The organism is Streptomyces griseochromogenes (assembly GCF_001542625.1).
GTDB classification, from domain to species: Bacteria; Actinomycetota; Actinomycetes; order Streptomycetales; family Streptomycetaceae; genus Streptomyces; species Streptomyces griseochromogenes.
Genome location: NZ_CP016279.1, coordinates 100,544 through 122,500, shown reverse-complemented (window position 1 = coordinate 122,500; position 21,957 = coordinate 100,544). Strand labels below are relative to the sequence as shown.

At 69.4% G+C, this 21,957-nt stretch carries 26 protein-coding genes and 2 pseudogenes; 19 read left to right on the top strand and 9 right to left on the bottom strand.

The genetic code is table 11. The features are described 5' to 3' along the window. Together AVL59_RS00600 and AVL59_RS00595 are read right to left on the bottom strand one after the other, a co-directional pair. A complete protein-coding gene (locus AVL59_RS00600) occupies positions 1 to 861 on the bottom strand; it encodes a calcium-binding protein (protein ID WP_067299252.1) in 861 nt (286 codons plus the stop codon). 146 nt (positions 862 to 1,007) lie between these two features. Continuing rightward, positions 1,008 to 1,394: a cupin domain-containing protein gene (locus tag AVL59_RS00595; protein ID WP_067299251.1), complete on the bottom strand. Its 387-nt coding sequence runs from the start codon at positions 1,392 to 1,394 to the stop codon at positions 1,008 to 1,010. Between the two features lie 52 nt (positions 1,395 to 1,446). Between AVL59_RS00595 and AVL59_RS00590 the strand changes: the two genes are divergently transcribed. Both AVL59_RS00590 and AVL59_RS00585 read left to right on the top strand, forming a co-directional pair. Continuing rightward, positions 1,447 to 2,502: a GlxA family transcriptional regulator gene (locus AVL59_RS00590; protein ID WP_067299250.1), complete on the top strand. Its 1,056-nt coding sequence runs from the start codon at positions 1,447 to 1,449 to the stop codon at positions 2,500 to 2,502. Continuing rightward, positions 2,499 to 2,993: an LURP-one-related/scramblase family protein gene (locus AVL59_RS00585; RefSeq protein WP_067299249.1), complete on the top strand. Its 495-nt coding sequence runs from the start codon at positions 2,499 to 2,501 to the stop codon at positions 2,991 to 2,993. The genes AVL59_RS00590 and AVL59_RS00585 overlap by 4 nt, the downstream gene beginning before the upstream one ends. Positions 2,994 to 3,062: 69 nt before the next feature. Here the strand turns inward: AVL59_RS00585 and AVL59_RS00580 are convergent, their stop codons facing one another. Then, positions 3,063 to 3,881 carry a carbon-nitrogen family hydrolase gene (locus AVL59_RS00580; RefSeq protein ID WP_067299248.1) on the bottom strand — a complete coding sequence of 273 codons (819 nt, stop codon included), beginning with the start codon at positions 3,879 to 3,881 and terminating at the stop codon, positions 3,063 to 3,065. 181 nt (positions 3,882 to 4,062) lie between these two features. On the opposite strand from AVL59_RS00580, the gene AVL59_RS00575 reads away from it, so the two are divergent. Further along, complete coding sequence (locus AVL59_RS00575; protein WP_067299247.1) at positions 4,063 to 4,887, top strand: maleylpyruvate isomerase family mycothiol-dependent enzyme; 825 nt, start codon at positions 4,063 to 4,065, stop codon at positions 4,885 to 4,887. A 317-nt stretch (positions 4,888 to 5,204) separates the two neighbouring features. Here AVL59_RS00575 and AVL59_RS00570 read toward each other — a convergent pair whose 3' ends face one another. Both AVL59_RS00570 and AVL59_RS00565 read right to left on the bottom strand, forming a co-directional pair. After that, entirely contained in the window at positions 5,205 to 6,503 is a 1,299-nt protein-coding gene (locus AVL59_RS00570; RefSeq protein WP_067299246.1) for an MFS transporter, read from the bottom strand. Next, entirely contained in the window at positions 6,500 to 7,150 is a 651-nt protein-coding gene (locus AVL59_RS00565) for a GntR family transcriptional regulator (RefSeq protein WP_067316729.1), read from the bottom strand. Before AVL59_RS00565 ends, AVL59_RS00570 begins: the two co-directional genes overlap by 4 nt. A 187-nt stretch (positions 7,151 to 7,337) precedes the next feature. Between AVL59_RS00565 and AVL59_RS00560 the strand changes: the two genes are divergently transcribed. The 3 genes from AVL59_RS00560 to AVL59_RS00550 all read left to right on the top strand — a co-directional run bounded on the left by AVL59_RS00560 (position 7,338) and on the right by AVL59_RS00550 (position 9,707). After that, positions 7,338 to 8,243, top strand: coding sequence for a D-alanyl-D-alanine carboxypeptidase family protein (locus tag AVL59_RS00560; protein WP_067299245.1), 906 nt, complete (start codon positions 7,338 to 7,340; stop codon positions 8,241 to 8,243). A 121-nt stretch (positions 8,244 to 8,364) separates the two neighbouring features. Beyond that, on the top strand, positions 8,365 to 8,712 hold the full coding sequence (locus tag AVL59_RS00555) for a GntR family transcriptional regulator (RefSeq protein WP_067299244.1): 348 nt from the start codon (positions 8,365 to 8,367) through the stop codon (positions 8,710 to 8,712). Next, positions 8,709 to 9,707, top strand: a complete 999-nt coding sequence (locus AVL59_RS00550; protein ID WP_067299243.1) for a DUF1648 domain-containing protein — start codon at positions 8,709 to 8,711, stop codon at positions 9,705 to 9,707. Before AVL59_RS00555 ends, AVL59_RS00550 begins: the two co-directional genes overlap by 4 nt. Here AVL59_RS00550 and AVL59_RS00545 read toward each other — a convergent pair. Continuing rightward, a complete protein-coding gene (locus AVL59_RS00545) occupies positions 9,682 to 9,867 on the bottom strand; it encodes a DUF397 domain-containing protein (protein WP_067299242.1) in 186 nt (61 codons plus the stop codon). The two genes, AVL59_RS00550 and AVL59_RS00545, sit on opposite strands and share 26 nt — an antisense overlap. Positions 9,868 to 9,872: 5 nt before the next feature. Further along, a pseudogene (locus tag AVL59_RS00540) lies at positions 9,873 to 10,382 on the bottom strand (DUF5753 domain-containing protein); the annotation flags it as partial. A 329-nt stretch (positions 10,383 to 10,711) separates the two neighbouring features. Between AVL59_RS00540 and AVL59_RS00535 the strand changes: the two are divergent. From AVL59_RS00535 to AVL59_RS00480, 12 genes and pseudogenes are all read left to right on the top strand, one after another. Then, the gene (locus AVL59_RS00535; RefSeq protein ID WP_067299241.1) at positions 10,712 to 11,137 is read left to right on the top strand and encodes a WXG100 family type VII secretion target; all 426 of its coding nucleotides are present in this window, start codon (positions 10,712 to 10,714) and stop codon (positions 11,135 to 11,137) included. Between the two features lie 58 nt (positions 11,138 to 11,195). Then, positions 11,196 to 11,507, top strand: a complete 312-nt coding sequence (locus tag AVL59_RS00530; RefSeq protein WP_067299240.1) for a WXG100 family type VII secretion target — start codon at positions 11,196 to 11,198, stop codon at positions 11,505 to 11,507. Continuing rightward, positions 11,507 to 13,213, top strand: coding sequence for an RNase A-like domain-containing protein (locus AVL59_RS00525; RefSeq protein WP_067299239.1), 1,707 nt, complete (start codon positions 11,507 to 11,509; stop codon positions 13,211 to 13,213). The genes AVL59_RS00530 and AVL59_RS00525 overlap by 1 nt, the downstream gene beginning before the upstream one ends. Positions 13,214 to 13,230: 17 nt before the next feature. Beyond that, complete coding sequence (locus AVL59_RS00520; protein ID WP_067299238.1) at positions 13,231 to 13,950, top strand: hypothetical protein; 720 nt, start codon at positions 13,231 to 13,233, stop codon at positions 13,948 to 13,950. A gap of 46 nt (positions 13,951 to 13,996) precedes the next feature. Further along, complete coding sequence (locus AVL59_RS00515; protein WP_067299237.1) at positions 13,997 to 14,296, top strand: RNase A-like domain-containing protein; 300 nt, start codon at positions 13,997 to 13,999, stop codon at positions 14,294 to 14,296. 22 nt (positions 14,297 to 14,318) lie between these two features. Continuing rightward, positions 14,319 to 14,714 (top strand): annotated as a pseudogene (locus AVL59_RS00510) (contact-dependent growth inhibition system immunity protein); the annotation flags it as partial. Between the two features lie 434 nt (positions 14,715 to 15,148). Next, on the top strand, positions 15,149 to 15,607 hold the full coding sequence (locus tag AVL59_RS00505) for a hypothetical protein (RefSeq protein ID WP_067299236.1): 459 nt from the start codon (positions 15,149 to 15,151) through the stop codon (positions 15,605 to 15,607). A gap of 1 nt (position 15,608) precedes the next feature. Continuing rightward, positions 15,609 to 15,908: an RNase A-like domain-containing protein gene (locus AVL59_RS00500; protein WP_067299235.1), complete on the top strand. Its 300-nt coding sequence runs from the start codon at positions 15,609 to 15,611 to the stop codon at positions 15,906 to 15,908. Between the two features lie 22 nt (positions 15,909 to 15,930). Next, the gene (locus tag AVL59_RS00495) at positions 15,931 to 16,611 is read left to right on the top strand and encodes a contact-dependent growth inhibition system immunity protein (RefSeq protein WP_067299234.1); all 681 of its coding nucleotides are present in this window, start codon (positions 15,931 to 15,933) and stop codon (positions 16,609 to 16,611) included. Between the two features lie 43 nt (positions 16,612 to 16,654). Next, positions 16,655 to 17,128: a hypothetical protein gene (locus tag AVL59_RS00490; RefSeq protein ID WP_159399840.1), complete on the top strand. Its 474-nt coding sequence runs from the start codon at positions 16,655 to 16,657 to the stop codon at positions 17,126 to 17,128. Between the two features lie 106 nt (positions 17,129 to 17,234). Beyond that, positions 17,235 to 17,777, top strand: a complete 543-nt coding sequence (locus tag AVL59_RS00485) for an RNA polymerase sigma factor (protein ID WP_067299232.1) — start codon at positions 17,235 to 17,237, stop codon at positions 17,775 to 17,777. After that, positions 17,774 to 18,226: a hypothetical protein gene (locus tag AVL59_RS00480; RefSeq protein WP_159399839.1), complete on the top strand. Its 453-nt coding sequence runs from the start codon at positions 17,774 to 17,776 to the stop codon at positions 18,224 to 18,226. Before AVL59_RS00485 ends, AVL59_RS00480 begins: the two co-directional genes overlap by 4 nt. On the opposite strand, the gene AVL59_RS00475 is transcribed toward AVL59_RS00480, so the two are convergent. Next, positions 18,223 to 19,113, bottom strand: coding sequence for an alpha/beta fold hydrolase (locus tag AVL59_RS00475; RefSeq protein WP_159399838.1), 891 nt, complete (start codon positions 19,111 to 19,113; stop codon positions 18,223 to 18,225). The genes AVL59_RS00480 and AVL59_RS00475 overlap by 4 nt on opposite strands. A 375-nt stretch (positions 19,114 to 19,488) precedes the next feature. Between AVL59_RS00475 and AVL59_RS00470 the strand changes: the two genes are divergently transcribed. Further along, positions 19,489 to 20,445, top strand: coding sequence for a BRO-N domain-containing protein (locus tag AVL59_RS00470; RefSeq protein ID WP_067299230.1), 957 nt, complete (start codon positions 19,489 to 19,491; stop codon positions 20,443 to 20,445). An 86-nt stretch (positions 20,446 to 20,531) separates the two neighbouring features. Here AVL59_RS00470 and AVL59_RS00465 read toward each other — a convergent pair whose 3' ends face one another. Next, complete coding sequence (locus AVL59_RS00465) at positions 20,532 to 21,947, bottom strand: dihydrolipoamide acetyltransferase family protein (RefSeq protein ID WP_067299229.1); 1,416 nt, start codon at positions 21,945 to 21,947, stop codon at positions 20,532 to 20,534. Positions 21,948 to 21,957 lie beyond the last annotated feature (10 nt).

Here is a 21,957-nt window from a genome sequence, read left to right as displayed (position 1 = left end):
TCAGTTCTGGCGGATCACATCCGTGCCGGGGCCGCCGGAGAGCGTGTCCCGGCCCGCGCCGCCGTACAGCCGGTCGTCGCCGCTGTTGCCGTACAGCCGGTCGTCGCCGCTGTTGCCGTACAGGACGTCGTTGCCCTTGCCGCCGTTCAGGGTGTCGTCGCCGGTTCCGCCGGAGATCGTGTCGTTGCCGTCGTCGCCGGACAGGTACTGGTCCGCCCCGCCGCCGTGCAGTGCGTCGTCGCCCTTGCCGCCCTGCACGATGTTGTCGCCGCCGCCCGCGTTGATCGTGTCGTTGCCGTCGCCGCCCCAGGCCAGGCCCTCCTTGCCCACCGTGATGGTGTCGTTGCCCGCGTTGCCCGAGACGTAGGCACCGTCGAGGCGGCCGGAGTCGGTCGCCGTGTCGTTGCCGGTGCCCAGCGAGATCTGGGCGTAGGAGTAGACCTGGTCGGTGGCGTTCTTGTACGCCACCGTGTCGTCGCGGTCACCGAGGTCCATGACCAGGGCGGGGTACGGGTCCTGGCTCTCGACACCGGTGACCGTGCAGGAGACCTTCGTGTGGTCCGCGCGGTCGGGGTAGGCGCAGTCGTGGCCCGCGGTGATCGGGACGACGTCGTCGATCACGTAGACGAAGCCCGTGCGGTCCGCGGTGAGCGAGGCGGTGACGGTGGCCTTGTTGGTCTGGCCGGGGGCGGCCGTGTAGAAGAGCTTCCAGTCGTACTGGTTGACCTCGGCGGTCGCCGAGGACGGCGCGGCGCCGGCGGCGCCGGCCAGGGTGAGCGGCGCGGCCAGGGCCGTACCGAGGACCAGCGTCGCCGCCGAGACGGCGCGTATCACCCGGCGGCGGGCGGGACGAGCGAGCATGTGGGACCTCCCAGAGGAACGTGCGCGGCTGTGCGCCTTACCCAACGTCCGACTCGGGGCCCACCTCATTGGTTGGTCAACTTCCGTGCGAGCACGGGAAGTTCAACTCCGGGACACCTCTCGGCCCGGTGGATTCCGGGACTGGGTCAGGTCAGGGCGTGGCCCGTCGTCGTATCCACGTGCGCGGGGACCTCGTCGTGCCGGTCGCCCACGGAGAGGGTGCCGGTGGGCTCGAAGACCAGGATCTCGGCGGGCACGGGCGCGTACGGCTTGTGCTCGGTGCCGCGCGGGACGGTGAACACCGAGCCCTTGGGCAGGACGACCGTGCGCTCGCCGGCCGGCTCCCGGAGGGCGAGGTGCAGTTCGCCGCCGAGGACCAGGAAGAACTCGTCGGTGTGGTCGTGTACGTGCCAGACGTGTTCGCCCTCGACCTTGGCCACGCGTACGTCGTAGTCGTTGACGGTGGTCACGATGCGGGGGCTCCACCGCTCGGTGAAGGAGGCGAGGGCCGCCTCGAGGGAGATCGGTTCCATGCGTTCATCGTCCGGGGTGCCGTCACCGTCGTACGAGTGCTAGAAATCGCATATGCCGCAAGGATCCTCTCAGCCGGTGCGGCCCCACCGGGTCGCCGTGATCGTCGACGGGGGCACGAACCCGTTCGAGGTGGGCGTCGCCACCGAACTGTTCGGCCTGCCTCGCCCCGAACTGGGCCTGCCCCGGCCCCTGTACGAGGTGACGCTGTGCACGCCGACGCCCGAGGTGCGGATGAACCACGGCTTCTTCACACTGACCGCGGTTCCCGGTCTGGAGGCGGTGGACGAGGCGGACACCCTGGTCGTGCCCGGCCGCCCGGACAACGTCGTACCGCGCGGGCCGGACGTGCTGGACGCGATCGCGCGCACGCACGCGCGTGGCGCACGGGTCGTGAGCTTCTGCACCGGCAGCTTCGCGCTCGCCGAGGCGGGGCTGCTCGACGGCAGACGGGCCACCACCCACTGGCTGTGGTCCGACACCTTCCGCGGGCTGCACCCGAAGGTGCGGCTGGAGCCGGACGTGCTCTTCGTGGACGAGGGCGACATCCTGACCGCCGCCGGCAGCGCGGCCGCGCTCGATCTCGGGCTGCACATCTGGCGCCGGGACCACGGTGCGGAGATCGCCAACGCGGTCTCCCGGCGCCTGGTCTTCGCCGCCCACCGGGACGGCGGCCAGCGGCAGTTCGTGGAACGGCCGGTCCCCACGGTCCCCGACGAGTCGCTCGGCCCGCTGCTGGCCTGGGCCCAGGAACGGCTCGGCGAGCCGCTGACCGTAGCCGGGCTGGCGGCCCGCGCGGCCGTCTCCCCCGCCACCCTGCACCGTCGCTTCCGTGCCCAGTTGGGCACGACCCCGCTGGCCTGGCTGACCAGGGAGAGGGTCGCGCTCGCCTGCCGGCTGATCGAGCGCGGAGAGGAGCGGCTGGACGTGGTGGCGGCGCGCTGCGGTCTGGGTACGGCGGCCAATCTGCGGGCGCGGCTGCGGCGCGAGACGGGGCTGAGTCCCTCGGACTACCGCAAGCGCTTCGGGCCGGTGTCCGCCCCGCCTTCCGGTTCCGTTCCCGCCGGCTCCGTGATGATGCCGCCGGGCCGGGGAACGGTATCCGCATGAGACTCCTCGTACGCGACCGGCTCCTCGGCATCGGTGACGACTACTGGATCGAGGACGAGCACGGCCGGAAGGTGTTCCTCGTCGACGGCAAGGCGATGCGGCTGCGGGACACCTTCGAGCTGAAGGACGCCCAGGGACGCGTCCTGATCGACATCCACCAGAAGATGTTCGCCCTGCGCGACACCATGGTGGTCGAACGGGACGGCGAGGGCCTGGCCACGATCAAGCGCAAACGGCTGTCCCTGCTGCGCAACCACTACCGGGTGGCCCTGGCCGACGGTTCCGAACTGGACGTCAGCGGCAAGATCCTCGACCACGAGTTCGCCATCGAGTACGACGGCGAACTCCTCGCGGTGATCTCCCGCCGCTGGCTGCACATCCGGGACACGTACGGCGTCGACATCGTGCGCGAGGACGCGGACCCGGCGCTGCTGATCGCGGTGGCGGTGTGCGTGATCCACCTGGCGCAGAAGGAACGCGAGGACGACTAGGGGTCCGAAGTTCTGAGGTCCGGGGTCCGGGGTTCTGGGGTTCTGGGGTTCTGGGGTTCGCCGCGTCGTTCAGCGGCGCGGCGGCTCCAGGCCCAGCATCCGGTCCTTCAGGGCCGGGAACTGCTCGCGGGTGGCCGCCACCTTCGCCGGGTCGAAGTCGACCGTGAGGACCTCCTCGCCGGCGCCCGCCTCGGCGAGCACCTCGCCCCACGGATCGACCACGATCGAGTGACCCGCCTGCGGAACTCCGGCGTGTGTCCCGGCCGTTCCACACGCGAGCACGAACGCCTGGTTCTCCACCGCCCGCGCCTGAGCCAGCAGCGTCCAGTGCGCCCGTCGCCGCTCGGGCCAGCCCGCCGGGATCACCAGCGTCTCGGCGCCCGCGTCGACGAGTGAGCGGAAGAGTTCGGGGAAACGGAGGTCGTAGCAGGTGGCCAGGCCGAGCGTGGTGCCGGGCAGCCGGACCGTCACCAGGTCCCGCCCGGCGCTCATCAGCACGGCCTCGCCCTGGTCGAAACCGAAGCGATGGATCTTGCGGTAGACCGCGGCCAGATCACCGGAGGGGGAGAAGACGAGAGAGGTGTTGTAGAGGGGACCGTCACCCGCGGCGGAGCCGCTGCCGGATGCCGTCCGCTCCGGGATGGAGCCGGCGTGCAGCCACACGCCCGCGTCGCTCGCCGCCTTGGCCATCGCCTCGTACGTGGGGCCTTCGAGCGGCTCGGCCTCCGGTCCGAACGCCTCGTAGGCGAAGGCTCCGGTGGTCCACAGCTCGGGCAGGACCACGAGGTCGGCTCCGGCCTGCTCGCGGACCAGCGCGGCCGTCCGCCGCCGCCGAGAGGCAACCGATTCGCCCTCGTCTACGGCGATCTGGATCAGGGAAGCGCGCACACTACCACCGTCCTGGCATTCGAGTCGTCCACACGGGCCTACGATCGTCACACGAAAGCACTGCCGGGGTGCCTCGGAGCAGCGTAACTTAGCGACCCAAGACACCCGCCGAGTGCAGCCACCTCCCGCTGGCAAGCCGCCACCACCTGCCCGTGTACCGACCGCCGAGGGGTCCCGTTCCGTGAGTCTGCATCCCACCCTCCAGCCCTACGCCGACGCCTGGACCCACTCCATCGACGCGATATCCGAATTGGTGGGCACGCTCGCGGAGGGCGAGTGGAACCGGCGGACTCCATGCCCGGGCTGGTCGGTCCGTGACGTGGTCTCGCACGTCATCGGCCTGGACTGCGAGATGCTCGGCGACCCGCGCCCCATCCACACGCTGCCCCGCGATCTCTTCCACGTCACCAACGAGCACCAGCGCTACATGGAGATGCAGGTCGACGTCCGCCGCCACCACACGGCGCCGGAGATGACGGCGGAGCTGGAGTACACGGTCATCCGCCGCAACCGCCAGCTGCGCAACGAGTCCCGCGAGCCCGGCGCCACGATGCGCGGCGCGCTGGGTACCGAGGTCACCCTCGAACAGGCGATGCGGACCCGGGCCTTCGACGTGTGGGTGCACGAACAGGACCTGCGCACGGCCCTCGGCCACCCCGGCAACCTCGACTCGCCGGGCTCGCACATCGTCCGTGACGTCCTCCTGGAGGCGCTGCCCAAGGTCGTCGCCAAGGACGCGAACGCACCGCGCAGTTCCGCCGTCGTCTTCGATGTGCACGGACCCATCGAGTTCCTGCGCACCATCCGCGTCGACATCCAGGGCCGCGGCACCCTGGAGACCGCCCCCGCGCTGGGCCCCGCCGCCACCCTCACCCTCGACTGGGAGACCTACGTCCGGCTGGCCTGCGGCCGCGTGAGCCCGGAGGCGGTGGCGGACCGGGTGAAGACGGAGGGCGACCCGGACCTGACGGCGGCGATCCTGCGCAACTTCACGGTGACGCCGTAGGCCCGCGGCCGCCCGGACCTTCGGTGTCACCGGCCCGTTCCCGCGGCGGGCCTGCGCGCCATGCCCGGCGGCCCGGCCTTCACGGCCCCTCTCCCAGTCCCACGCGGCCGGGCCGGCTCAAGCCAAGCTGACGCTCCCGGCGCCGGCACCGGCATCAGTCGCGGCGTCGGCGTCGGTGGCGTGTCGACGTCAGCGGCGTGGGCCTGGGAGAGGGAGCCGTGAAGGCCGGAAAGCCGCCGACGGCGAGAACTCCCACAGGTCGCCCGGCCTCTCAGCCGACTGGAAACGGGCGGTGCGCGGGTGGGAGAAGACCCGGCTCAAGCCGCAGGCACATGCACCGTCTCCACCCGGCTCGCCACCAACCGCTCCCGCTCCCGCCGAGCCGCCCGCCCCCGCAGCCGCAGAATCTGGCTCACACCCAGCGCCTGCAGGACGAACACCGCCGAGAAGGCCACCGTGTAGTCGTCACCGGTGGCGTCCAGCAGCACCCCGATCGCGAACAGCGTCGTCATCGAGGCGACGAAACCACCCATGTTGGTGATGCCGGACGCGGTGCCCTGTCGCTCGGGCGGGTTGGCCGGCCGGGCGAAGTCGAAGCCGAGCATCGAGGCGGGACCGCACGCGCCGAGCACCGCGCAGAGGGCCGCCAGCAGTCCCATCGGAGCGTGCTCGCCGGGCCAGGCGAGGGTGAGCGCCCACAGGGACGCCGTCGCCGCGACCGTGCCGAGGGCCAGCGGCAGCCGGGCCGCGTGGTGCCGGGCCACGATCTGGCCGTAGACCAGGCCGATCACCATGTTGGACAGGACGACGAGCGTCAGCAGTTCACCGGCCGTGGCACGGCTGAGTCCCTGCGCCCGGACCAGGAACGGCAGGCCCCACAGCAGCAGGAACACCATCGCCGGGAACTGGGTGGTGAAGTGCACCCACAGGCCGAGCCGGGTGCCCGGCTCCCGCCAGGCCGCGGAGATCTGCCGGCGGACGTAGGCCGCGCCCTGGTGCGGGGAGGGCTCGGGCTCGTGCCCCTCGGGGTGGTCCTTAAGGAACAGCAGCGTCAGCACGAGGACGACTGCACCGGCCAGCGCGCTGCCCGCGAACGCCGGGGTCCAGCCGAGGCCGTGCAGCAGCCGGGCCAGGACCAGGGTGGAGACCAGGTTGCCCGCCATGCCGACCAGGCCCGCGAGCTGCGCGACGAGCGGCCCGCGCCGGGCCGGGAACCAGCGCGTGCCGAGGCGCAGCACGCTGATGAAGGTCATCGCGTCGCCGCACCCGAGCAGCGCGCGCGAGGCGAGCGCCGTGCCGTAGGAGGGCGAGAAGGCGAAGCCGAGCTGGCCCGCCGTGAACAGCACCGCGCCGATGCTCAGCACCTTCTTGGTGCCGAGCCGGTCGACCAGCAGGCCGACGGGTATCTGCATGCCCGCGTAGACCATCAGCTGGAGGATCGAGAAGGTGGACAGGGCCGAGGCGCCCACGTGGAAGCGGTCGGCCGCGTCCAGGCCGGCCACGCCCAGGGACGTACGGAAGATGACGGCGACGAAGTAGACCGAGACGCCGACGGACCACACCGCGAGAGCCCGGCGGCCGCCCGGAGCGTCACCCGGCAGAGTGGCGTTGCTCATCGCACTTCCCCCCGGGCGAGGTGCGAGAACCAGCTCACGTGCCGGTGCACGATCCCGACCGCCGCCTCCGCGTCCCCGCGGCGCAGCGCCTGAAGGATCTCCTCGTGCTCGGCGAGCGTCTTGGCGATCCGGTCGGGGTGCGAGTGCATGACGGCGACGCCCATCCGCAGCTGACGGTCGCGCAGCTGGTCGTAGAGGCGCGAGAGGATCGCGTTGCCGCCGCTGCGCACGATCTCGGCGTGGAAGCAGCGGTCGGTCTTCGCCGCGCCGGCCAGATCACCGGCCGCGGCCTGCGCCTTCTGCTGCTCCAGCAGTTCGGCCAGCCGCTCCAGGAGCCCCGGCGGGGCCGGTACGGCCTTGCGGGCCGCGTGCTCCTCCACCAGCAGCCGGGTCTCCACCACGTCGGCGATCTCCTGTGCGGAGACCGGCAGGACCAGGGCGCCCTTCTTCGGGTAGAGCCGGATCAGGCCCTCCACCTCCAGCCGGAGCAGCGCCTCCCGGACAGGGGTGCGCGAGACCCCCACGGCCTCGGCCAGCTCGCCTTCGGTGAGCAGGGTCCCGCCCTCGTAACGGCGGTCGAGGACGCCCTGCTTGACATGGGTGTAGACGCGGTCGGCGGCAGGTGGTTGTTTCGTGGGCGTGGCCATGCCCACAGGATAGATACAACACGTACGCATAGAACGGCTCGTCCAGCATGCGGACGTGACGGAGAACTCTCGCAGCGGCCACACAACCTTCTGTGCTACTTACGTGTCACACACCTGCGGCCCCACTCTCCCGCCACCTCAACTCGGCCGCACCATAGGGGCATTCAACATAATCGGGGTATTTCACTTGATTACCGGCATTAAGGGCACCCGCCGCATCCGTAGAGCAGGCGCCGTCGCTCTCACCTCCGGCGCGCTGGTCGCCGCCGGGGCCCTCACCGCGACGCCCGCGCAGGCCGTCACGACGCCCTCGATCGTGGCCAAGGGCGGCTACGTGATGAACAACGCGAACGGCTCGACGCTGTACACCAAGGCAGCGGACACCAAGCGGTCCACCGGCTCCACCACCAAGATCATGACCGCCAAGGTCGTGCTCGCCCAGTCGAACCTCAACCTCGACAAGAAGGTGACGATCCAGAAGGCGTACAGCGACTACGTCGTCAAGAACAACGCCTCCCAGGCGCACCTGATCGTCGGCGACAAGGTCACCGTCCGCCAGCTGCTGTACGGCCTGATGCTGCCGTCCGGCTGCGACGCCGCCTACGCGCTCGCCGACACGTACGGTTCCGGCTCCACCCGCGACGCGCGCGTGACGTCCTTCATCGGCAAGATGAACGCCGCCGCCAAGAGCCTGCACCTGAGCAACACGCACTTCGACTCGTTCGACGGCATCGGCAACGGGAACAACTACTCGACGCCGCGCGACCTGACGAAGATCGCCAGCAGCGCGATGAAGAACTCGACGTTCCGCACGATCGTCAAGACGAAGTCGTACACGGCGAAGACGATCACCAAGACCGGCGGCACCCGCACCATGCCGACGTGGAGCAACACCAACACGCTGCTCAGCAGCTACAGCGGCGCCATCGGCGTGAAGACCGGCTCCGGCCCCGAGGCGGGCGCCTGCCTCGTCTTCGCCGCGACCCGGGGCGGCAAGACCGTCATCGGCACGGTCCTGGCCTCCTCCTCGTACGCCCAGCGCGCCACGGACGCCACGAAGCTCCTCAACTACGGCTTCGCCAGGCTCGCCTGACGTCCACCCGGCCGAACGGGCCCGCCGCGATCCGCGGCGGGCCCGTTTTTCTGTGCCCGGCAACCGTTTCTGTGCCCGACGCCCGCCCGATGAACGACATGGTGCTATCTTCACTAGCACCATGTTGATGCGCTTGGACAACAGAGACACCCGGCCCCTGCACGAACAGGTGGCCGCCGCCGTCCGGCGTGCCATCGCCGAGGGAGAGTGCCGCCCGGGCGACCGCCTGCCGTCCGCACGCGACCTCTCCGAGGCGCTGGACATCAACGTCAACACCGTCCTGCGCGGCCTGCGCGGCCTCAGGGACGAGGGACTGCTGGAGTTCCGCAGGGGCCGTGGGGTGACCGTGGCCGAGAGCGCCGACCAACGCTCCGGGCTGCAGATCCGCGTGCGCGAGCTGGTGACCGAGGCGGCACGCCTCGGCTACAGCCGGACCGATCTCATAGAAATGATCAGGGGGATGCCGTGAACGACCGGAAGGGGCTCGGCCGCGGGGCGCGCTGGGCGGCCGCGGTGTGGACAGGGGGCACCACGGCAGTGATCGCGGCGCTGCCGTGGACCGTGAGCAACCGGCTGCCGGACCACCTGGCGACCCACTGGGACGGGCTGGGGGACAGGCCCGACGGCTCGATGCCCCTCTGGGCCGCTTCCCTCTTCCCGGCCGCGATCTGGCTGGCGCTCGCGCTGGCGCTGCTCCTGATACAGCGGCGTACCGCGGCGGCGGCCGGCACCGGGCTGCTCCCGTGGACGGCGGCCGGACTCCTGACGAGCGGCATCGTCATCGCGGGCGCCCAGGCCTCGATCGTACGGGCCAATCTCGACCGCACGGACTGGCATCAGGCACGGCAGCCGACCGTCTGGATCGTCGCCTCGCTCGCCGCCGCCGCGGCCGCCGGCGTCGGCGGATGGCTGGCGACCGCGCGCCGGCGGAAGGACTCCCCGACCGCCGGGCGAGACGGCAGTGAACCACTGCTGGAGATACCCGAAGGGCAGCGCCTCGTGTGGCTCTCCCGCACCACGAACTCGTGGTTCCGGCTGCTGGCCGCCGTGACCGGCCTGGTGGCCGTGGCCACGCTCGTCGCCGTCGTCGCGGGTCTCGCCGGCACCGGGGTGCTGCTGGCCCTGTTCAGCCCGTTCGCGTTCGTCTTCCTCGCCCTTACCGCCTGCTCCTCGGTGCAGGCGCGCGTGTCGGAACGAGGCCTGGAGGTGTCCTTCGGTCCGCTCGGCCGACCGGTACGGCGCTGGGCACCCGCCGACATCGAGTCCGCGCGCGCCGAGAACCGCACGCCCGCGCAGGTCGGCGGCTGGGGCTACCGCCTCAGCGGCCTCGGCACCACGGTCATGCTGCGCGCCGGGGAATGCCTGGTCGTACGGATCCGGGGAAGGCGGGGCGAGTTCGCCGTCAGCGTGGACGACGCGGAGCGCGGCGCGGCACTGCTCAACGCACTGACAGCGCCCCGGTGAACGCCGCCCACGCGGTGGGGGTGAGCCGGAGTACGGGGCCGTCGCCGGCCTTGGAGTCACGGACGGCGACGGTGCCGGGGATGTTGCGGGCGACTTCGACGCACTCCTGGCCCGCGTTGCCGCCGCTGTAGCTGGACTTGACGAACTCGAATGCGGGCACGCCGACTACATCTCCTTCAGGATCCCGTCGATCAGTCTGACGGAGTTCCGCTGCGCGAGGCTCAACCGCGTGATGCGGTCGAAGAGCGCATTGTGGTGGTCGGCATCAGTATTGCTCTCCAGCCAGACGGCCGACGAGGTGGTATCCACGTGCACCACATCCAGGGCTCCCGGCTCGGCGAACGACACGATGGTGAAGGCACTGGTCATACCCGGATACGCACCGGCGAGATACGGAAGCACCTGCAGCTTCACGTTCGGTCGGCGCGCCACGTCCAGTAGGTGCCCGAGTTGCGCCCGCATGACTTCCCGCCCGCCGACAAGTTGGCGCAGAGCACTCTCGTGCACAACTGCCCACAGCTCCAGCGGGCTCTCGCCCTCCAGTCGGGCCTGCCGCACCATCCGCGACTCGACGAATGGTTCGATCTCGTCCGGATCCTCCCAGTGACCGTTACCGATCGCGAGGGCGCGGGCGTAGTCAGACGTCTGCAACAGCCCGGGAACGATGGCCAGTTGCTCAGCTGCTCGGCGAAGGCTGCACCGAGCGCGGAGATCCGCTCCGCATCCCCTTCCTTCGCCCATGCCTCGATCGTGTCCGCCGAGTACTGCTCCACACCGCCCTGTTCCTGCGCGCCGGCATCCACCATGCCTCACGTCTACAGGTGGCACGGGGGGGCGACGCGACGGGGGCGGGCAACCATGTGGTCTTTCAGCGCGTGAGGGAACTGCATGGCCCCGGAACGCGTGTTACCACCATGCGTCCACGCTCGTCGGACGCAGTGCCACCCGTAGGCTTGACCCGACGGGTAGGACTCACAGGAAGCCGGACAGGGGGGACGGGCACCATGAGCGTTCGGGGGACAGGTTCGCGGCAGGGTGACAACGCCGACCTCCGGGTGTCGTCTCAGGACCTCACCAAGCTCGCCGCGGACCTCGACGACATGCAGGACCACCTCGACAAGCAGGTCCGGCGCATGGATGAACTCGTCGACCGTATCGAGGCCGGCTGGCGTGGCCCGGCGGCGACGGCGTACCGGGAGTTCCACCGCGCGACGGCCGAGGACGCCGTACGCATCCGCGAAGTGATGAAGGATCTGGAGCAGGCGGTACGGATGAGCCGTGACGGCTTCAGCGCCGATGACCTGCACGTCCTCGAACAGATGCGGCGAGTCCACGTGGACGTCGACAGCGAGGTCGACAAGCTCTCGACTCCGCTTCCGGAAGCCGGCGACGCGCCGGCTCGCCCGCACAGCCGCCTGGACAGCTTCTGACGCCTGCTGCGCCACGCGTCTGTCTGACAAACACGGGTACCGACACCAAGGGGGAATCATGTCGACCGGTGCCGACGGCGACCACATAACCGTCTCGTTCGCCACGCTCCACGAACTCGCCGCCGAACTGGAGGACATCCTCAAACAGCTCAACGGCAAGCTGGACGACCTCCACGACCGCGTCGAACCGGTCGTGCTGTCCTGGAAGGGCGAGGCCCGCGAGATCTTCGTGCAAAAGCTCGACGAGTGGGACCGCTCGGCTCAAGATCTGCAGGCAGCCCAGAAGTGGCTGCACCAGTACGTCACCACCGGACACGCCAACTACGCGGCGGCGCACCGTGCCGTACTGCGCGGCTGGGGAGCCGCCTGATGGGCACGCCGACTCCGGCGCAGAACGGCACCATCGACGTCAAGCCGTCCAACCTGCACTTCGTCGCGGGCAGCTTCGCAGGGCAGCAGACCCCCTTCGACAAGGCCGCCAAGGACCTGCTCACCGAACTGCACAAGTACCCGGATGCCGGCGGCAAGGGAACGGCCGCAGAGAAATTCGCCAAGGCGTACGTCGAGGTCGCCAACCTCTTCCTGGAGGTATGGGCCAAATCCGTGGAGAGCATCGGCGGTGCCGCCGTCGGCTTCGCCACGACCGCCAACAACTACTCGAAGGCCGAGGCGGCCAACGACGCTTCCGGCAAGACGAAGGCCCAGACACAGGCGCCGCCCCAGGTCATTCACAAGGCGCCGGACTACGGATCGGTGCCCGACCTCAAATGGGGTGACGACGACGGCGGCGACGACTTCATCCGCTCGCTGCTCGAGTGCATACCCGACGTCGTGTGGCACATCATCCGCCCTCTGCTCAAAGATGTCTTCCGCTGGGGCAAGGTGGCCGATGTCTACCCCTTCCCGCAGCAGCACTACCTGAATTCCCTCTCCCAGGCGTGGGCGGACATGACCATGTCGCTCTCCACGGCGGAGAGCATGCTGACCGGCTACGTCAGCGGCATCACGCAGCAGAGCAACAGCGAGTGGTACGACGCCATGCGCCAGTTCTGCAGCGCGCTGTGGGGCACGACGGCCTGGGGCAAGAACTACCCCAGCTCCCCGTACCAGTGGAAGCACGACAAAGCGTCCAGTCCCACCGCCACACACCCGGTCATGTCGGTCCTCTTCGACAGCGCGAAGAAGATCAGTGACCTGCTCCGTGAGTTCGCGGAGGCCGCGGTCGAACTCAACGGCAAGGTCTGGGACATCTACTTCGAGGCGGTGAAACAGGCGGTCGGCAACATCGACCTCAGCGACGGCCTCGACCTGGAAGACGTCGAAGAGGGAGCCAAGACCGTCACCAAGACCGTCGGCCGCGTCATCGGAGGCATCCTCGAGGGGGGCGCGGAAGTCGGCGCGGAGATCACCCTCAACCTGGACACCGCGGCCCTGAACGCGGTGGTTGAGCACTACAACTCACGGGTCAACGCCCTGACACCCAAGTTCGAGGCACTGAAACCGCATCTGGATGAAGCGAAGCTCAGCGCGCCCACCTACAACGCAGAAGAGGCTCGCGCCGAGGCATTCGGAGCTCGGGCACTCAACGATTTCAAGAAGGAACATCAGTGGACTGTGCCGAACGACTCGGCCGGCAACCACAGATACCCACTGGACCTGGCCGGCCAGGAATACATGGAAAACTCCCACGGCGTGGACAAACATGTGGGAAAGACTGATGCTCAGCTCGCACAGCGACTGCGTGATCAGACCAACATTCCGGCCGCGTCCACCTTCGATAATCTCGCTGACGCCCAGAAGTACACTCAACTGTGCATCGACAAGAAGCAGGATGAGATCAGGGACTACCTGAACAGCGGGCCGCCGTACCATCCCCCGAACATGCCCTTCACCTACCATGAACCAAAAGGCCCAGTGACAGGTCGGAGCATCTCGAAATCCGACTACCAGAGCGCCGTCAACTCCGGCCGGTCGCCGAACGTTGTCGAATCACATGGCGTACAGATCCGCGTCAAGCCCGCCCCCGGAATGCGTCCGCCGTTCACCATCATCACATCTACACCCACGAAGAACTAGGAGCGTGGCAGAGCGGCATGCTTGAGGAAGAGACCATCAACTACTTCCGGTACGAGGGAGCACGATTCCTGCTGTCCGCGTTCCGCCACCACCTCCCCGGCCTCCCTGAAGAGCGCACCCTGGCGCTGGAACCGGCACTGCGGTCCCTGTGGCTCGCCGGCGAACGCGGAGGAAGGACGCTTTATGAGGTGGCCGCCGAGGTGCGGCTGATCGCCGACACCCTTCAGCCGGGCCGAGACACCGGAGCTGTGCTGCCCGACGACGTGCGAGAGATGGTGGCAGGATGGCCCACTGATGAGCCGTGGTCCGTCCTGCACGCCGTCGCCACCCATGTCGAGTCATGGAAGTCGGGATTCGTGACCAAGCTGTCCCAGGCAATCCCGACGAGCCAGGAACTCGCCCACCGCTTTCCACAGCTGAGGGAATTTCTCTCGAATTACTACGGCCAGGACGGCATTGCCACCGAGGATGAGATGACCGAGGCGGAAGGGCTCCAGCTATTCATTGAGGAATGCCACCGCCATCCCATCTGCCTCTGGACGCTCCCACCTGTCGTTGCGGAATGCTCAGAGGCTCTAGCCATCTTCCAGAACGAGAATTCACTGCGCCGCTTCTTCGAAGATGAACACGGCCTGGGGTCAGGAACTCTGACATGGGCGGATTGGCTGCCTCTCATTGCAGAGACCTTCACCGCGCACATGCGCGCAGAGCATCCACCGACCTGGGCCTCCGCTTAGCCCCCGGAGCCTTTCTTCCCCAGCTCTGAGTGTCAGGAGCAGAACCGTGCGCACCCGCACCGCCACCTACCCCGACCGTGAGACGGCCCAATGGGCCACCCAACAGGTCGTCACGGCGAACGAACAACTCATCCACCGCTGGCTCGCCCAGTCCACACGTCCCCGCCTGACCATCGAGTCAGCCTGGCCGTCGCGGTCCGACCCCGTCGGGCGGGTGTTGTTGCAGGCGATGATGCTGGCCGGCCGGGAGCCGGTCGATGTGCACGCCGCCCGGGTGATCCTGAAGCGGGACGCGTCGCTCCCGCACGGCTTCGCCGTCCACGCCACGTTCCCGATCTACCTGTAGCGACCCGTAGAGGCTGACCACCATGCCCCTGAGCCCCCTCGACCACGACCGTCGCTACGGCGAACTCGATCAGGTCATGCGCGCCTACACCGGGCAGCCGGCCGACGACACCCCGGACGAGCCCAGCCAGGCCCTGACCGCCTACCTCCGTCACACCTGGCACACCCGCCCCTGGGCCCTCGCCGTCGCCGAGCGGCAACTGCGCGAGTACGCCGACAACCCGCCGGGACGCCTGCGGCTGCGCCTCGGCGAGTTCTACGCCATCCCCGACGTCGGCCTGCCCGAAACGGACATCCAGCAATGGCTGTTCCGCCTCGCCGACCACATCAAACACAGCCTCGAGACCGGCGAGGTACCGCCCCCGGCCACCCCCGCCACCCACTGGGAATGGCACGCCCGCTTCCCGGAGTATCGACAAGGCAGCACTCAAAAATGACCCTTTCCCGGCCAAGGAGGCAAGGTATGTGAAGGGCGTCGAGACGCGCCTCATATACAACGAGGATCTCGATCCCCCCTTCACCGTGATGACCTCGATGCCCAAAGACGTGCAAGAAGTAGGATGACCGCATGACAAACCCGGGATCTGTTGATTACTGGGCCCTTGAGGGTGCCCGTGTGCTCTTGGCCCCGTACGACGGGTGGAGTACGAGAATCCCTGACGCCCCCGCCCAATGGCAAAGGCGGCTGTTCCCCCTCATCCGCGGAATTCGGAATGCCGCATACGACGGTGGCCGCAACCTGCGGGAGATCGCGGCCGAACTTCGAGTGGCTGCGGACCTCTTCCAGGATTGTCCCACTCACAAAGCCCTCAATCGGATTCCGCGTGCGGAAACGGAGGAGCGCACACCTCAGGTGCTGCGGGAAATCGCCGAGCATGTGGAAAGCTGGAATGTCGACTGGCAGACCTGGCAAGGAGTCCCGCTGAGCACAGGTGAGTTGCGACTGCGCTTCCCCCGCTTCGACCAGATCCTCCCGATCTACTGGGGCCAGGACGGGGTGGCGATCAGCGACGACATGCAGGACGCCACCACGGAAGAGGGCATCCGCATGTACATCGAGGAGACGCACCCGCGCTGCCCCTGGGAGCTGCCCAGTGTTGTCTCCGAGTGCTACCAAGCTCTCGCCCTGTTCCACACCGAGGAACAGATGGACAGGTTCTTCGCCGGTGAGGCGATGGGCGGAGGCTCCGGCAGCGAGGACTTCCTCGACTTCTTCCCCCTCCTCGCCCAGCGTTGCATCGAGCACTTGAAGGAAGCCCACTCGCCCCTGTGGGAACCGAAGCGGCGGTGGCCCAGGAGAGAGACTGACTAGCATGCGCACCCGCACCGCCACCTACCCCGACCGCGAGACTGCACAATGGGCCACCCAGCAGGTCGTCACCGCCAACGAGCAGGTCATCCACCGCTGGCTGGCCCAGTCGACCCGTGCCCGGCTGACCGTCGAGGCATCCTGGCCCTCCCGTCCAGAGCCCGTCGGCCGGGTGCTGATCCAGGCGATGATGCTGGCGGGACGCGAACCCGTCGACGTACGAGCGGGCCGGGTCATCCTCAAACGTGACGCCGCCCGCCCGCACGGCTTCGCCGTCCACGCCACGTTCCCGATCTACCTGTAGCGACCCGTAGAGGCTGACCACCATGCCCCTGAGCCCCCTCGACCACGACCGTCGCTACGGCGAACTCGATCAGGTCATGCGCGCCTACACCGGGCAGCCGGCCGACGACACCCCGGACGAGCCCAGCCAGGCCCTGACCGCCTACCTCCGTCACACCTGGCACACCCGCCCCTGGGCCCTCGCCGTCGCCGAGCGGCAACTGCGCGAGTACGCCGACAACCCGCCGGGACGCCTGCGGCTGCGCCTCGGCGAGTTCTACGCCATCCCCGACGTCGGCCTGCCCGAAACGGACATCCAGCAATGGCTGTTCCGCCTCGCCGACCACATCAAACACAGCCTCGAGACCGGCGAGGTACCGCCCCCGGCCACCCCCGCCACCCACTGGGAATGGCACGCCCGCTTCCCGGAGTTGGGGCAGTTCCTCGGCGGTTGGTTCTCGCAGGACATGCCGGACGAGTTCGATGATCTTGATGCCGCCGTCGATGACTATCGGGCCTCCACCGACCCCCACCTCGTCGCCCGTCTCGTCGGAGAGCTTCATGAGCTGCTCGTCCTGGACCTGGACGAGTCCGACTACGCTCTCGCCGTCGCCGAGCTGGGCATGGAGGTCGACGCACCGGCGCCGTACTCGCCGAGCGGCTGGCTGGCGCGGGTCGCCGAGCAGCTTGCCACGCCGCGCGCCGACTACGGCCCGGCCGTCTGAGGGAGACGAAGTGCCGCTCCCCCATGATGAGTTGTCGACACTGATGAAGAGGCTGGCCCACCGGCAACGCGTGTACGTCCGCTCGGGGCGGCTCCCGTCGACGACCGGTGGCGCGACTGGGGTCCGGGCCGCCGTCGCGGCTGAGGTGCATATCCTCCTCCGGCAGCTCTGGAAGGACTGGCAGCAGTACGCCTCCGACCCGGCGGGCCCAGCCTCCGCCCAGCAGGTCGAGGCCGCCCTGGAGCCCTTCACCGCGGAAAGAGCGGCGGACCTCATGGGCCGGCTGGCCACCGAGTGCCTTGTGTGGCCCGGGGCCCGCTTCATGGAGCGGGCCGAAGCGGACACCGTCGCGCGTCGCGTGGCGGAGCTCCTCGGGCCTGACACCCGGTGGTGGTCCAATCTCGACCCGGAACTCGAAAGCTGTTGGAGCGGCGTCTCCGCCTGCACCTTCGACATGTTCGTCGCCGGCACCGACGGCACCCGCTTCGTCGCGCTGATCCAGGTCGGCGAGGACTGAGCCACGCACCCGGCGTCGAACGCGTGGACCGCTCGGCTCACGCCCGGGCGGCGGTACCGCAGCCTGATCCCGAGCGCCGTCACAGGCGCCGTAAGGTGATCTCGACATGGACATCCAGGGGGACAGTGCCAAGCCGTGGGAGGCGGCCGCCGCACTGGTCCGCGCCGCGCATAGCGGCGACGCGCTCGCCATGGACGAGCTGCTGACGCTGGTGACGCCGTACGTGACCCGGCTGTGCCGGCCGATCGCCCCGCACGACGTGCCCGACGCCGTACAGGACTCACTGCTGGCGGTCTTCAAGGGCCTGCGCACCCTGCGCGATCCGCTCGCCTTCTACGGCTGGGTGCGCACCCTGACCGTCCGCGAGGCGGTACGCGTCGCGCGGCGCACCGCGGTCGAGGAACCGGCCGACCCCGCCGACCTGGCCCGGCTCGGCCCCCTGAGCACCGGCGCCGACGGGGAACTGCCCGCCGACGTGCGGGACGCGCTCTCCCGGCTCCCGGTCCGGCACCGCGCCGTGCTGGTCCTGCGTGAGCTGGAGGGCCTGGACGAGGCCGCCGTGGCCGAACTGCTCGGGGTTGCCCCGGGCACCGTCAAGTCCCGCCTGCACCGGGCCCGTTCCTCCTTCCGTAAGGCGTGGTCGCGATGAGCACCGATCCCGTACGACGTCTGCGTGTGCTGGCGGCCGGCCTGCACGCCGGGATGTACCGCGAGGAGCGCATCCCCCTGCCCTACGAGCAGGTGTGGGCCGTCGCCGCCGACCTCTCGGCCGAGCTGCCCCATCTGGTGCCGTTCCTGGACGCGTTCCACGTCCCGGCGGGCGACGCGGACCGGAAACAGGCGCGGGCCATGGCCCGCTCGGGGCTGCGCGAGGACTTCGAGGTACGTCTCTCCCCCGGCTGGTGCCTGATGCAGTCCCGGCTGATCGTGGGCGGCATGGCGGCCGTGCCGGAGGACGGCGGAACCCGCTTCGCGGTCCTCGGCGCGACCCGGCCCACCGCCCTGCGACCGGTCCAGTGGTTCTACGGCCGCCTGCTCGGCGACCGGCGCGGCCGGGCGTTCGTGGGCCGGGTCACCGAGCGGGCGCGGCTGCGCTAGCGCCTGCCGCCGAAGAACGTCCGCAGGCTCTGGGCCACCTCCTCGGGCCGCTCCTGCGGCAGATGGTGCCCTGCGCCCGGCACCAGCCGCACGGTCAGCTCGTCGGCGTACGGCTCCGCGCCGGCGAGCAGCGACGGCCGGACCACGACGTCCCGTTCCCCGCCGAGCAGCAGTGTGGGCACGGTCAGCCGGTGCCGCTTCCAGGTGCCGCGGACCAGCGCGGGGATGTCGTGGAGGACGTAACTCCAGAACAGGGACTGCGCGGCGGGCGCGCTCGCGGAGGTCGCGGCCGCGTACTCGGCGAGTTCGGCGTCCGGCCACACGGCGGGGTCGGCGACCTGGTGGCGCAGCAGGAAGCGGGTGAAGCCGGGCCAGTGCCGCAGGACGGCCCGGCCGAGCACCGGGTATTCGACGAACGCGGTGAACCACAGCCGCCACAGGTTCGGCAGCACGGCCCGGTGACGGGGCCAGGGGTGCGACATGTTGAGCGCGAGATACCCGGTGAAGCGCTCCGGTGCCCGCAGGCACAGCCGGAACCCCAGGTGGGCACCCCAGTCGTGCCCGACAAGACCCACCCGTTCCAGCCCGAGCGCGTCCAGCAGCGCGAGGGCGTCCTCGGCGAGGGCGTCCATGTCGTACCCGCGTGCGGTCGCCCCGGACCAGCCGAAGCCCCTCAGATCCGGGCAGAGCAGCCGGTGCTCCTCCGGCGGGAGCAGGGCGGCGACCCGGTGCCAGGCGTACCAGTGCTGCGGGAAGCCGTGCAGCATCAGCACGGGCTCGCCGGTGCCGTACTCGGCGAGGTGCAGGCGCGTGGCCCGGACGTCCAGCCAGTGGTGCGCGGCGTGTACGTCCTCGGGCAACGGCCGTTCGGTGTGGTGCGGTGCCATGCATGACCCCTTCCGGGCCGGCGCGGTCCCCCGTCGGGTCCGCATCGCCGGGTCAGGAGTCGGGGGCGGGGCGAAAGGTTCCCCGGACTTTTCCTACGCTCGACACCTGTCCGCAGAAGGCGAGGGTGATGTCAGCGGAAGCCGGGCAGTCGGCGCAGTTCGCTGATGCGGAGCAGGCGGGCGAGGGTGAGGAGGGTCAGGGTGAGGGCGAGTAGGCCGGCGGATGCGGTGAGGGCCGTCGCCATGCCGTAAAGATACGGGAGTTGAGATCAGTCCAGCCGAATCAGTGATCTTCCCTCGCAATAGTGAATATTCCAGGGCTAGTTGGCATATGCGCTTTTCTTCGCTCTACGTTCCGCGGAGGAGGTGGTTCAGATGAACGAACCCCGTAGGCGATCCAACTCTGCCGAGCGGCACGAGGCGATCGACATCAGCGACTTCGTGTACGCGGCGACCGGAGCCCGGGTACGACGACTGACCATGCCGGACGGGGCCCACTGGTTTCCGGCGGTGGATGTCTGCAAGGAACTCGGGTACACCACGACTCGAAAGGCACTGACCGATCATGTCCCGGAGGACCATCGAGAGAGTCTTGAGACAGTGACTGGAAGTCACTGTCTCAGCGTTCCCGCAGGCAGGGAGTGGCGCCGAGACTTACAACTCATCGATCTCCAGGGTCTGATCATCCTCGTCCAAGCCTGTACAAAACCCGCCTGCGCCCCCTTCAAACAGTGGGCCGCCGAGGTCATCGAGACAGTCCAGAGGGATGGTTCCTACACTCTCGACGAAGCCGAGGTGCAGCCGGCCGAACCGGGCGCACCCATCGCGTACGCCATGCCGGAACAGGTCGCCGAGGCCATCGTCCGGCTTGAGGCGCACAACCTTCAGCTGGACGAGGAGCTGGCGAACGGACAGCGCGAATCCATCACTCTGCAAAGGGAGATGCTGGCCACGCAGAAGTCCACACTCGCCGTGCAGCAGGCCATGGTCCGGGCGATGGAACGCATCGCGGACCGGCTCGACGCTCTCGTCCTCGAACGTCGCACGCCCTGCAGCCACCTCACGGTGCTGCCCACCACGGAGTCCGTGCTGGCCGACTGGCGGCAGCGGTTGTCCGTGACGGAGGACGTGTGGACAGTGGCCGTCGTCATCGCCCCGGTTCTCGTCGAGGAGGGCGAGCTGCGCGAGCCGCTCGAAGCGATCGCGGCCCGTACGGGTCTTTCGGTGCGCCGCGTCAACGAATGTCTGCGGCTACTGCACAAGCACGCCTGCATCCGCTCGCGGGGCGGAGCCAAGGACGGGGCGCCGGTGTACGTGCTCAACGAGTCCTGAAACAGCCGTTACTGAGAGAGGGGGCGGCCGCAAGACGAATTTGCGGCCGCCCCCTTCAAGCCTCAGAGGCTACCCGGCGAGAGCCGTCAGGCCCAGCTGATCAACCGCTTCGGCTGCTCCAGAATCGCCGCCACGTCGGCGAGGACCTTGGAGCCCAGCTCGCCGTCGACCAGACGGTGGTCGAAGCTCAACGCGAGCGTCGTCACCTGGCGCGGCTTCACCTTGCCCTTGTGGACCCACGGCTGGAGCTTGATCGCGCCGACCGCGAGGATCGCCGACTCGCCGGGGTTGAGGATCGGTGTACCGGTGTCGACGCCGAAGACGCCGACGTTGGTGATGGTCACCGTGCCGCCCTGCATCGCCGCCGGGGACGTCCTGCCCTCGCGGGCCGTCGACACCAGCTCGCCCAGGGACTCGGCCAGTTGCGGGAGCGTCTTGGCCTGGGCGTCCTTGATGTTCGGGACGATCAGGCCACGAGGGGTGGCCGCCGCGATGCCCAGGTTGACGTAGTGCTTGAGCACGATCTCCTGGCTCGCCTCGTCCCAGGACGCGTTGATGTCCGGGTTGCGCTTGATCGCGACCAGCAGCGCCTTGGCGATCAGCAGCAGCGGGTTCACCCGCAGGCCCTGGAACTCCTTGTCCTGCTTGAGCTCCTCGACCAGCTTCATCGTGCGTGTCACGTCCACCGTCACGAACTCCGTGACATGCGGGGCCGTGAACGCCGAGCCGATCATGGCCTGGGCGGTGGCCTTGCGGACGCCCTTGACCGGGACGCGGGTCTCACGGGTGCCGTCGTAGGACGCGACCGGAGCGGGGGCGGTGGCGAGGGCGGGGGCGGGGGCTTCCACGACGGCCGGAACGGCGGTCGTGGCGGCCTGGGGGGCCGCCGCCGCGTGGACGTCCTCGCGGGTGATCACGCCGTCCGGGCCGGACGGTGTGATCGTGGCGAGGTCGACGCCGAGGTCCTTCGCCAGCTTGCGCACCGGCGGCTTGGCCAGCGGGCGGGGCCGGTCCTGGACGGCCGGGGCGCCGTGGCCGTTCAGCTCGGTCTGGATCGCCTGGGCGGCCGCCGGGACGGTGGCCCCGGAGCTCTTGCGCGGGCGGCGCTTGGTGGAGGAGGCCGCCACGCCGTAGCCGACCAGGACCGGCGTGCGGCCCTGCGGCTTGGCCTCGGGCTCCTTGGGGGCCGCCTTCGGCTGCTCCGCCACGGGCTGCTCGGCAGGCGCCCCGGCGGGCGCGCCGCCGGAGACGTCCACGGCGATGATGGCCGTGCCCACGTCCACCGTGGTGCCCTCGGGGAAGCGCAGCTCCCGGACCACGCCGTCGTAGGGGATGGGGAGTTCGACGGCCGCCTTGGCGGTCTCGACCTCGCACACCACCTGGCCGTCGGTGACCGTGTCACCCGGCTGGACGTACCACTTGAGGATCTCGGCCTCGGTGAGTCCCTCGCCCACGTCGGGCATCTTGAACTCGCGTACGGAAGCTTCCGTCATCGTCGTCACGAACCCTCTC

Coding starts and splice junctions, on each gene's coding strand:
- AVL59_RS00600 (WP_067299252.1), bottom strand. CDS start 861: ATGCTCGCTCGTCCCGCCCGCCGCCGGGTGATACGCGCCGTCTCGGCG.
- AVL59_RS00595 (WP_067299251.1), bottom strand. CDS start 1,394: ATGGAACCGATCTCCCTCGAGGCGGCCCTCGCCTCCTTCACCGAGCGG.
- AVL59_RS00590 (WP_067299250.1), top strand. CDS start 1,447: ATGCCGCAAGGATCCTCTCAGCCGGTGCGGCCCCACCGGGTCGCCGTG.
- AVL59_RS00585 (WP_067299249.1), top strand. CDS start 2,499: ATGAGACTCCTCGTACGCGACCGGCTCCTCGGCATCGGTGACGACTAC.
- AVL59_RS00570 (WP_067299246.1), bottom strand. CDS start 6,503: ATGAGCAACGCCACTCTGCCGGGTGACGCTCCGGGCGGCCGCCGGGCT.
- AVL59_RS00565 (WP_067316729.1), bottom strand. CDS start 7,150: ATGGCCACGCCCACGAAACAACCACCTGCCGCCGACCGCGTCTACACC.
- AVL59_RS00555 (WP_067299244.1), top strand. CDS start 8,365: ATGTTGATGCGCTTGGACAACAGAGACACCCGGCCCCTGCACGAACAG.
- AVL59_RS00535 (WP_067299241.1), top strand. CDS start 10,712: ATGAGCGTTCGGGGGACAGGTTCGCGGCAGGGTGACAACGCCGACCTC.
- AVL59_RS00530 (WP_067299240.1), top strand. CDS start 11,196: ATGTCGACCGGTGCCGACGGCGACCACATAACCGTCTCGTTCGCCACG.
- AVL59_RS00525 (WP_067299239.1), top strand. CDS start 11,507: ATGGGCACGCCGACTCCGGCGCAGAACGGCACCATCGACGTCAAGCCG.
- AVL59_RS00520 (WP_067299238.1), top strand. CDS start 13,231: ATGCTTGAGGAAGAGACCATCAACTACTTCCGGTACGAGGGAGCACGA.
- AVL59_RS00500 (WP_067299235.1), top strand. CDS start 15,609: ATGCGCACCCGCACCGCCACCTACCCCGACCGCGAGACTGCACAATGG.
- AVL59_RS00495 (WP_067299234.1), top strand. CDS start 15,931: ATGCCCCTGAGCCCCCTCGACCACGACCGTCGCTACGGCGAACTCGAT.
- AVL59_RS00490 (WP_159399840.1), top strand. CDS start 16,655: ATGAAGAGGCTGGCCCACCGGCAACGCGTGTACGTCCGCTCGGGGCGG.
- AVL59_RS00485 (WP_067299232.1), top strand. CDS start 17,235: ATGGACATCCAGGGGGACAGTGCCAAGCCGTGGGAGGCGGCCGCCGCA.
- AVL59_RS00480 (WP_159399839.1), top strand. CDS start 17,774: ATGAGCACCGATCCCGTACGACGTCTGCGTGTGCTGGCGGCCGGCCTG.
- AVL59_RS00475 (WP_159399838.1), bottom strand. CDS start 19,113: ATGGCACCGCACCACACCGAACGGCCGTTGCCCGAGGACGTACACGCC.
- AVL59_RS00470 (WP_067299230.1), top strand. CDS start 19,489: ATGAACGAACCCCGTAGGCGATCCAACTCTGCCGAGCGGCACGAGGCG.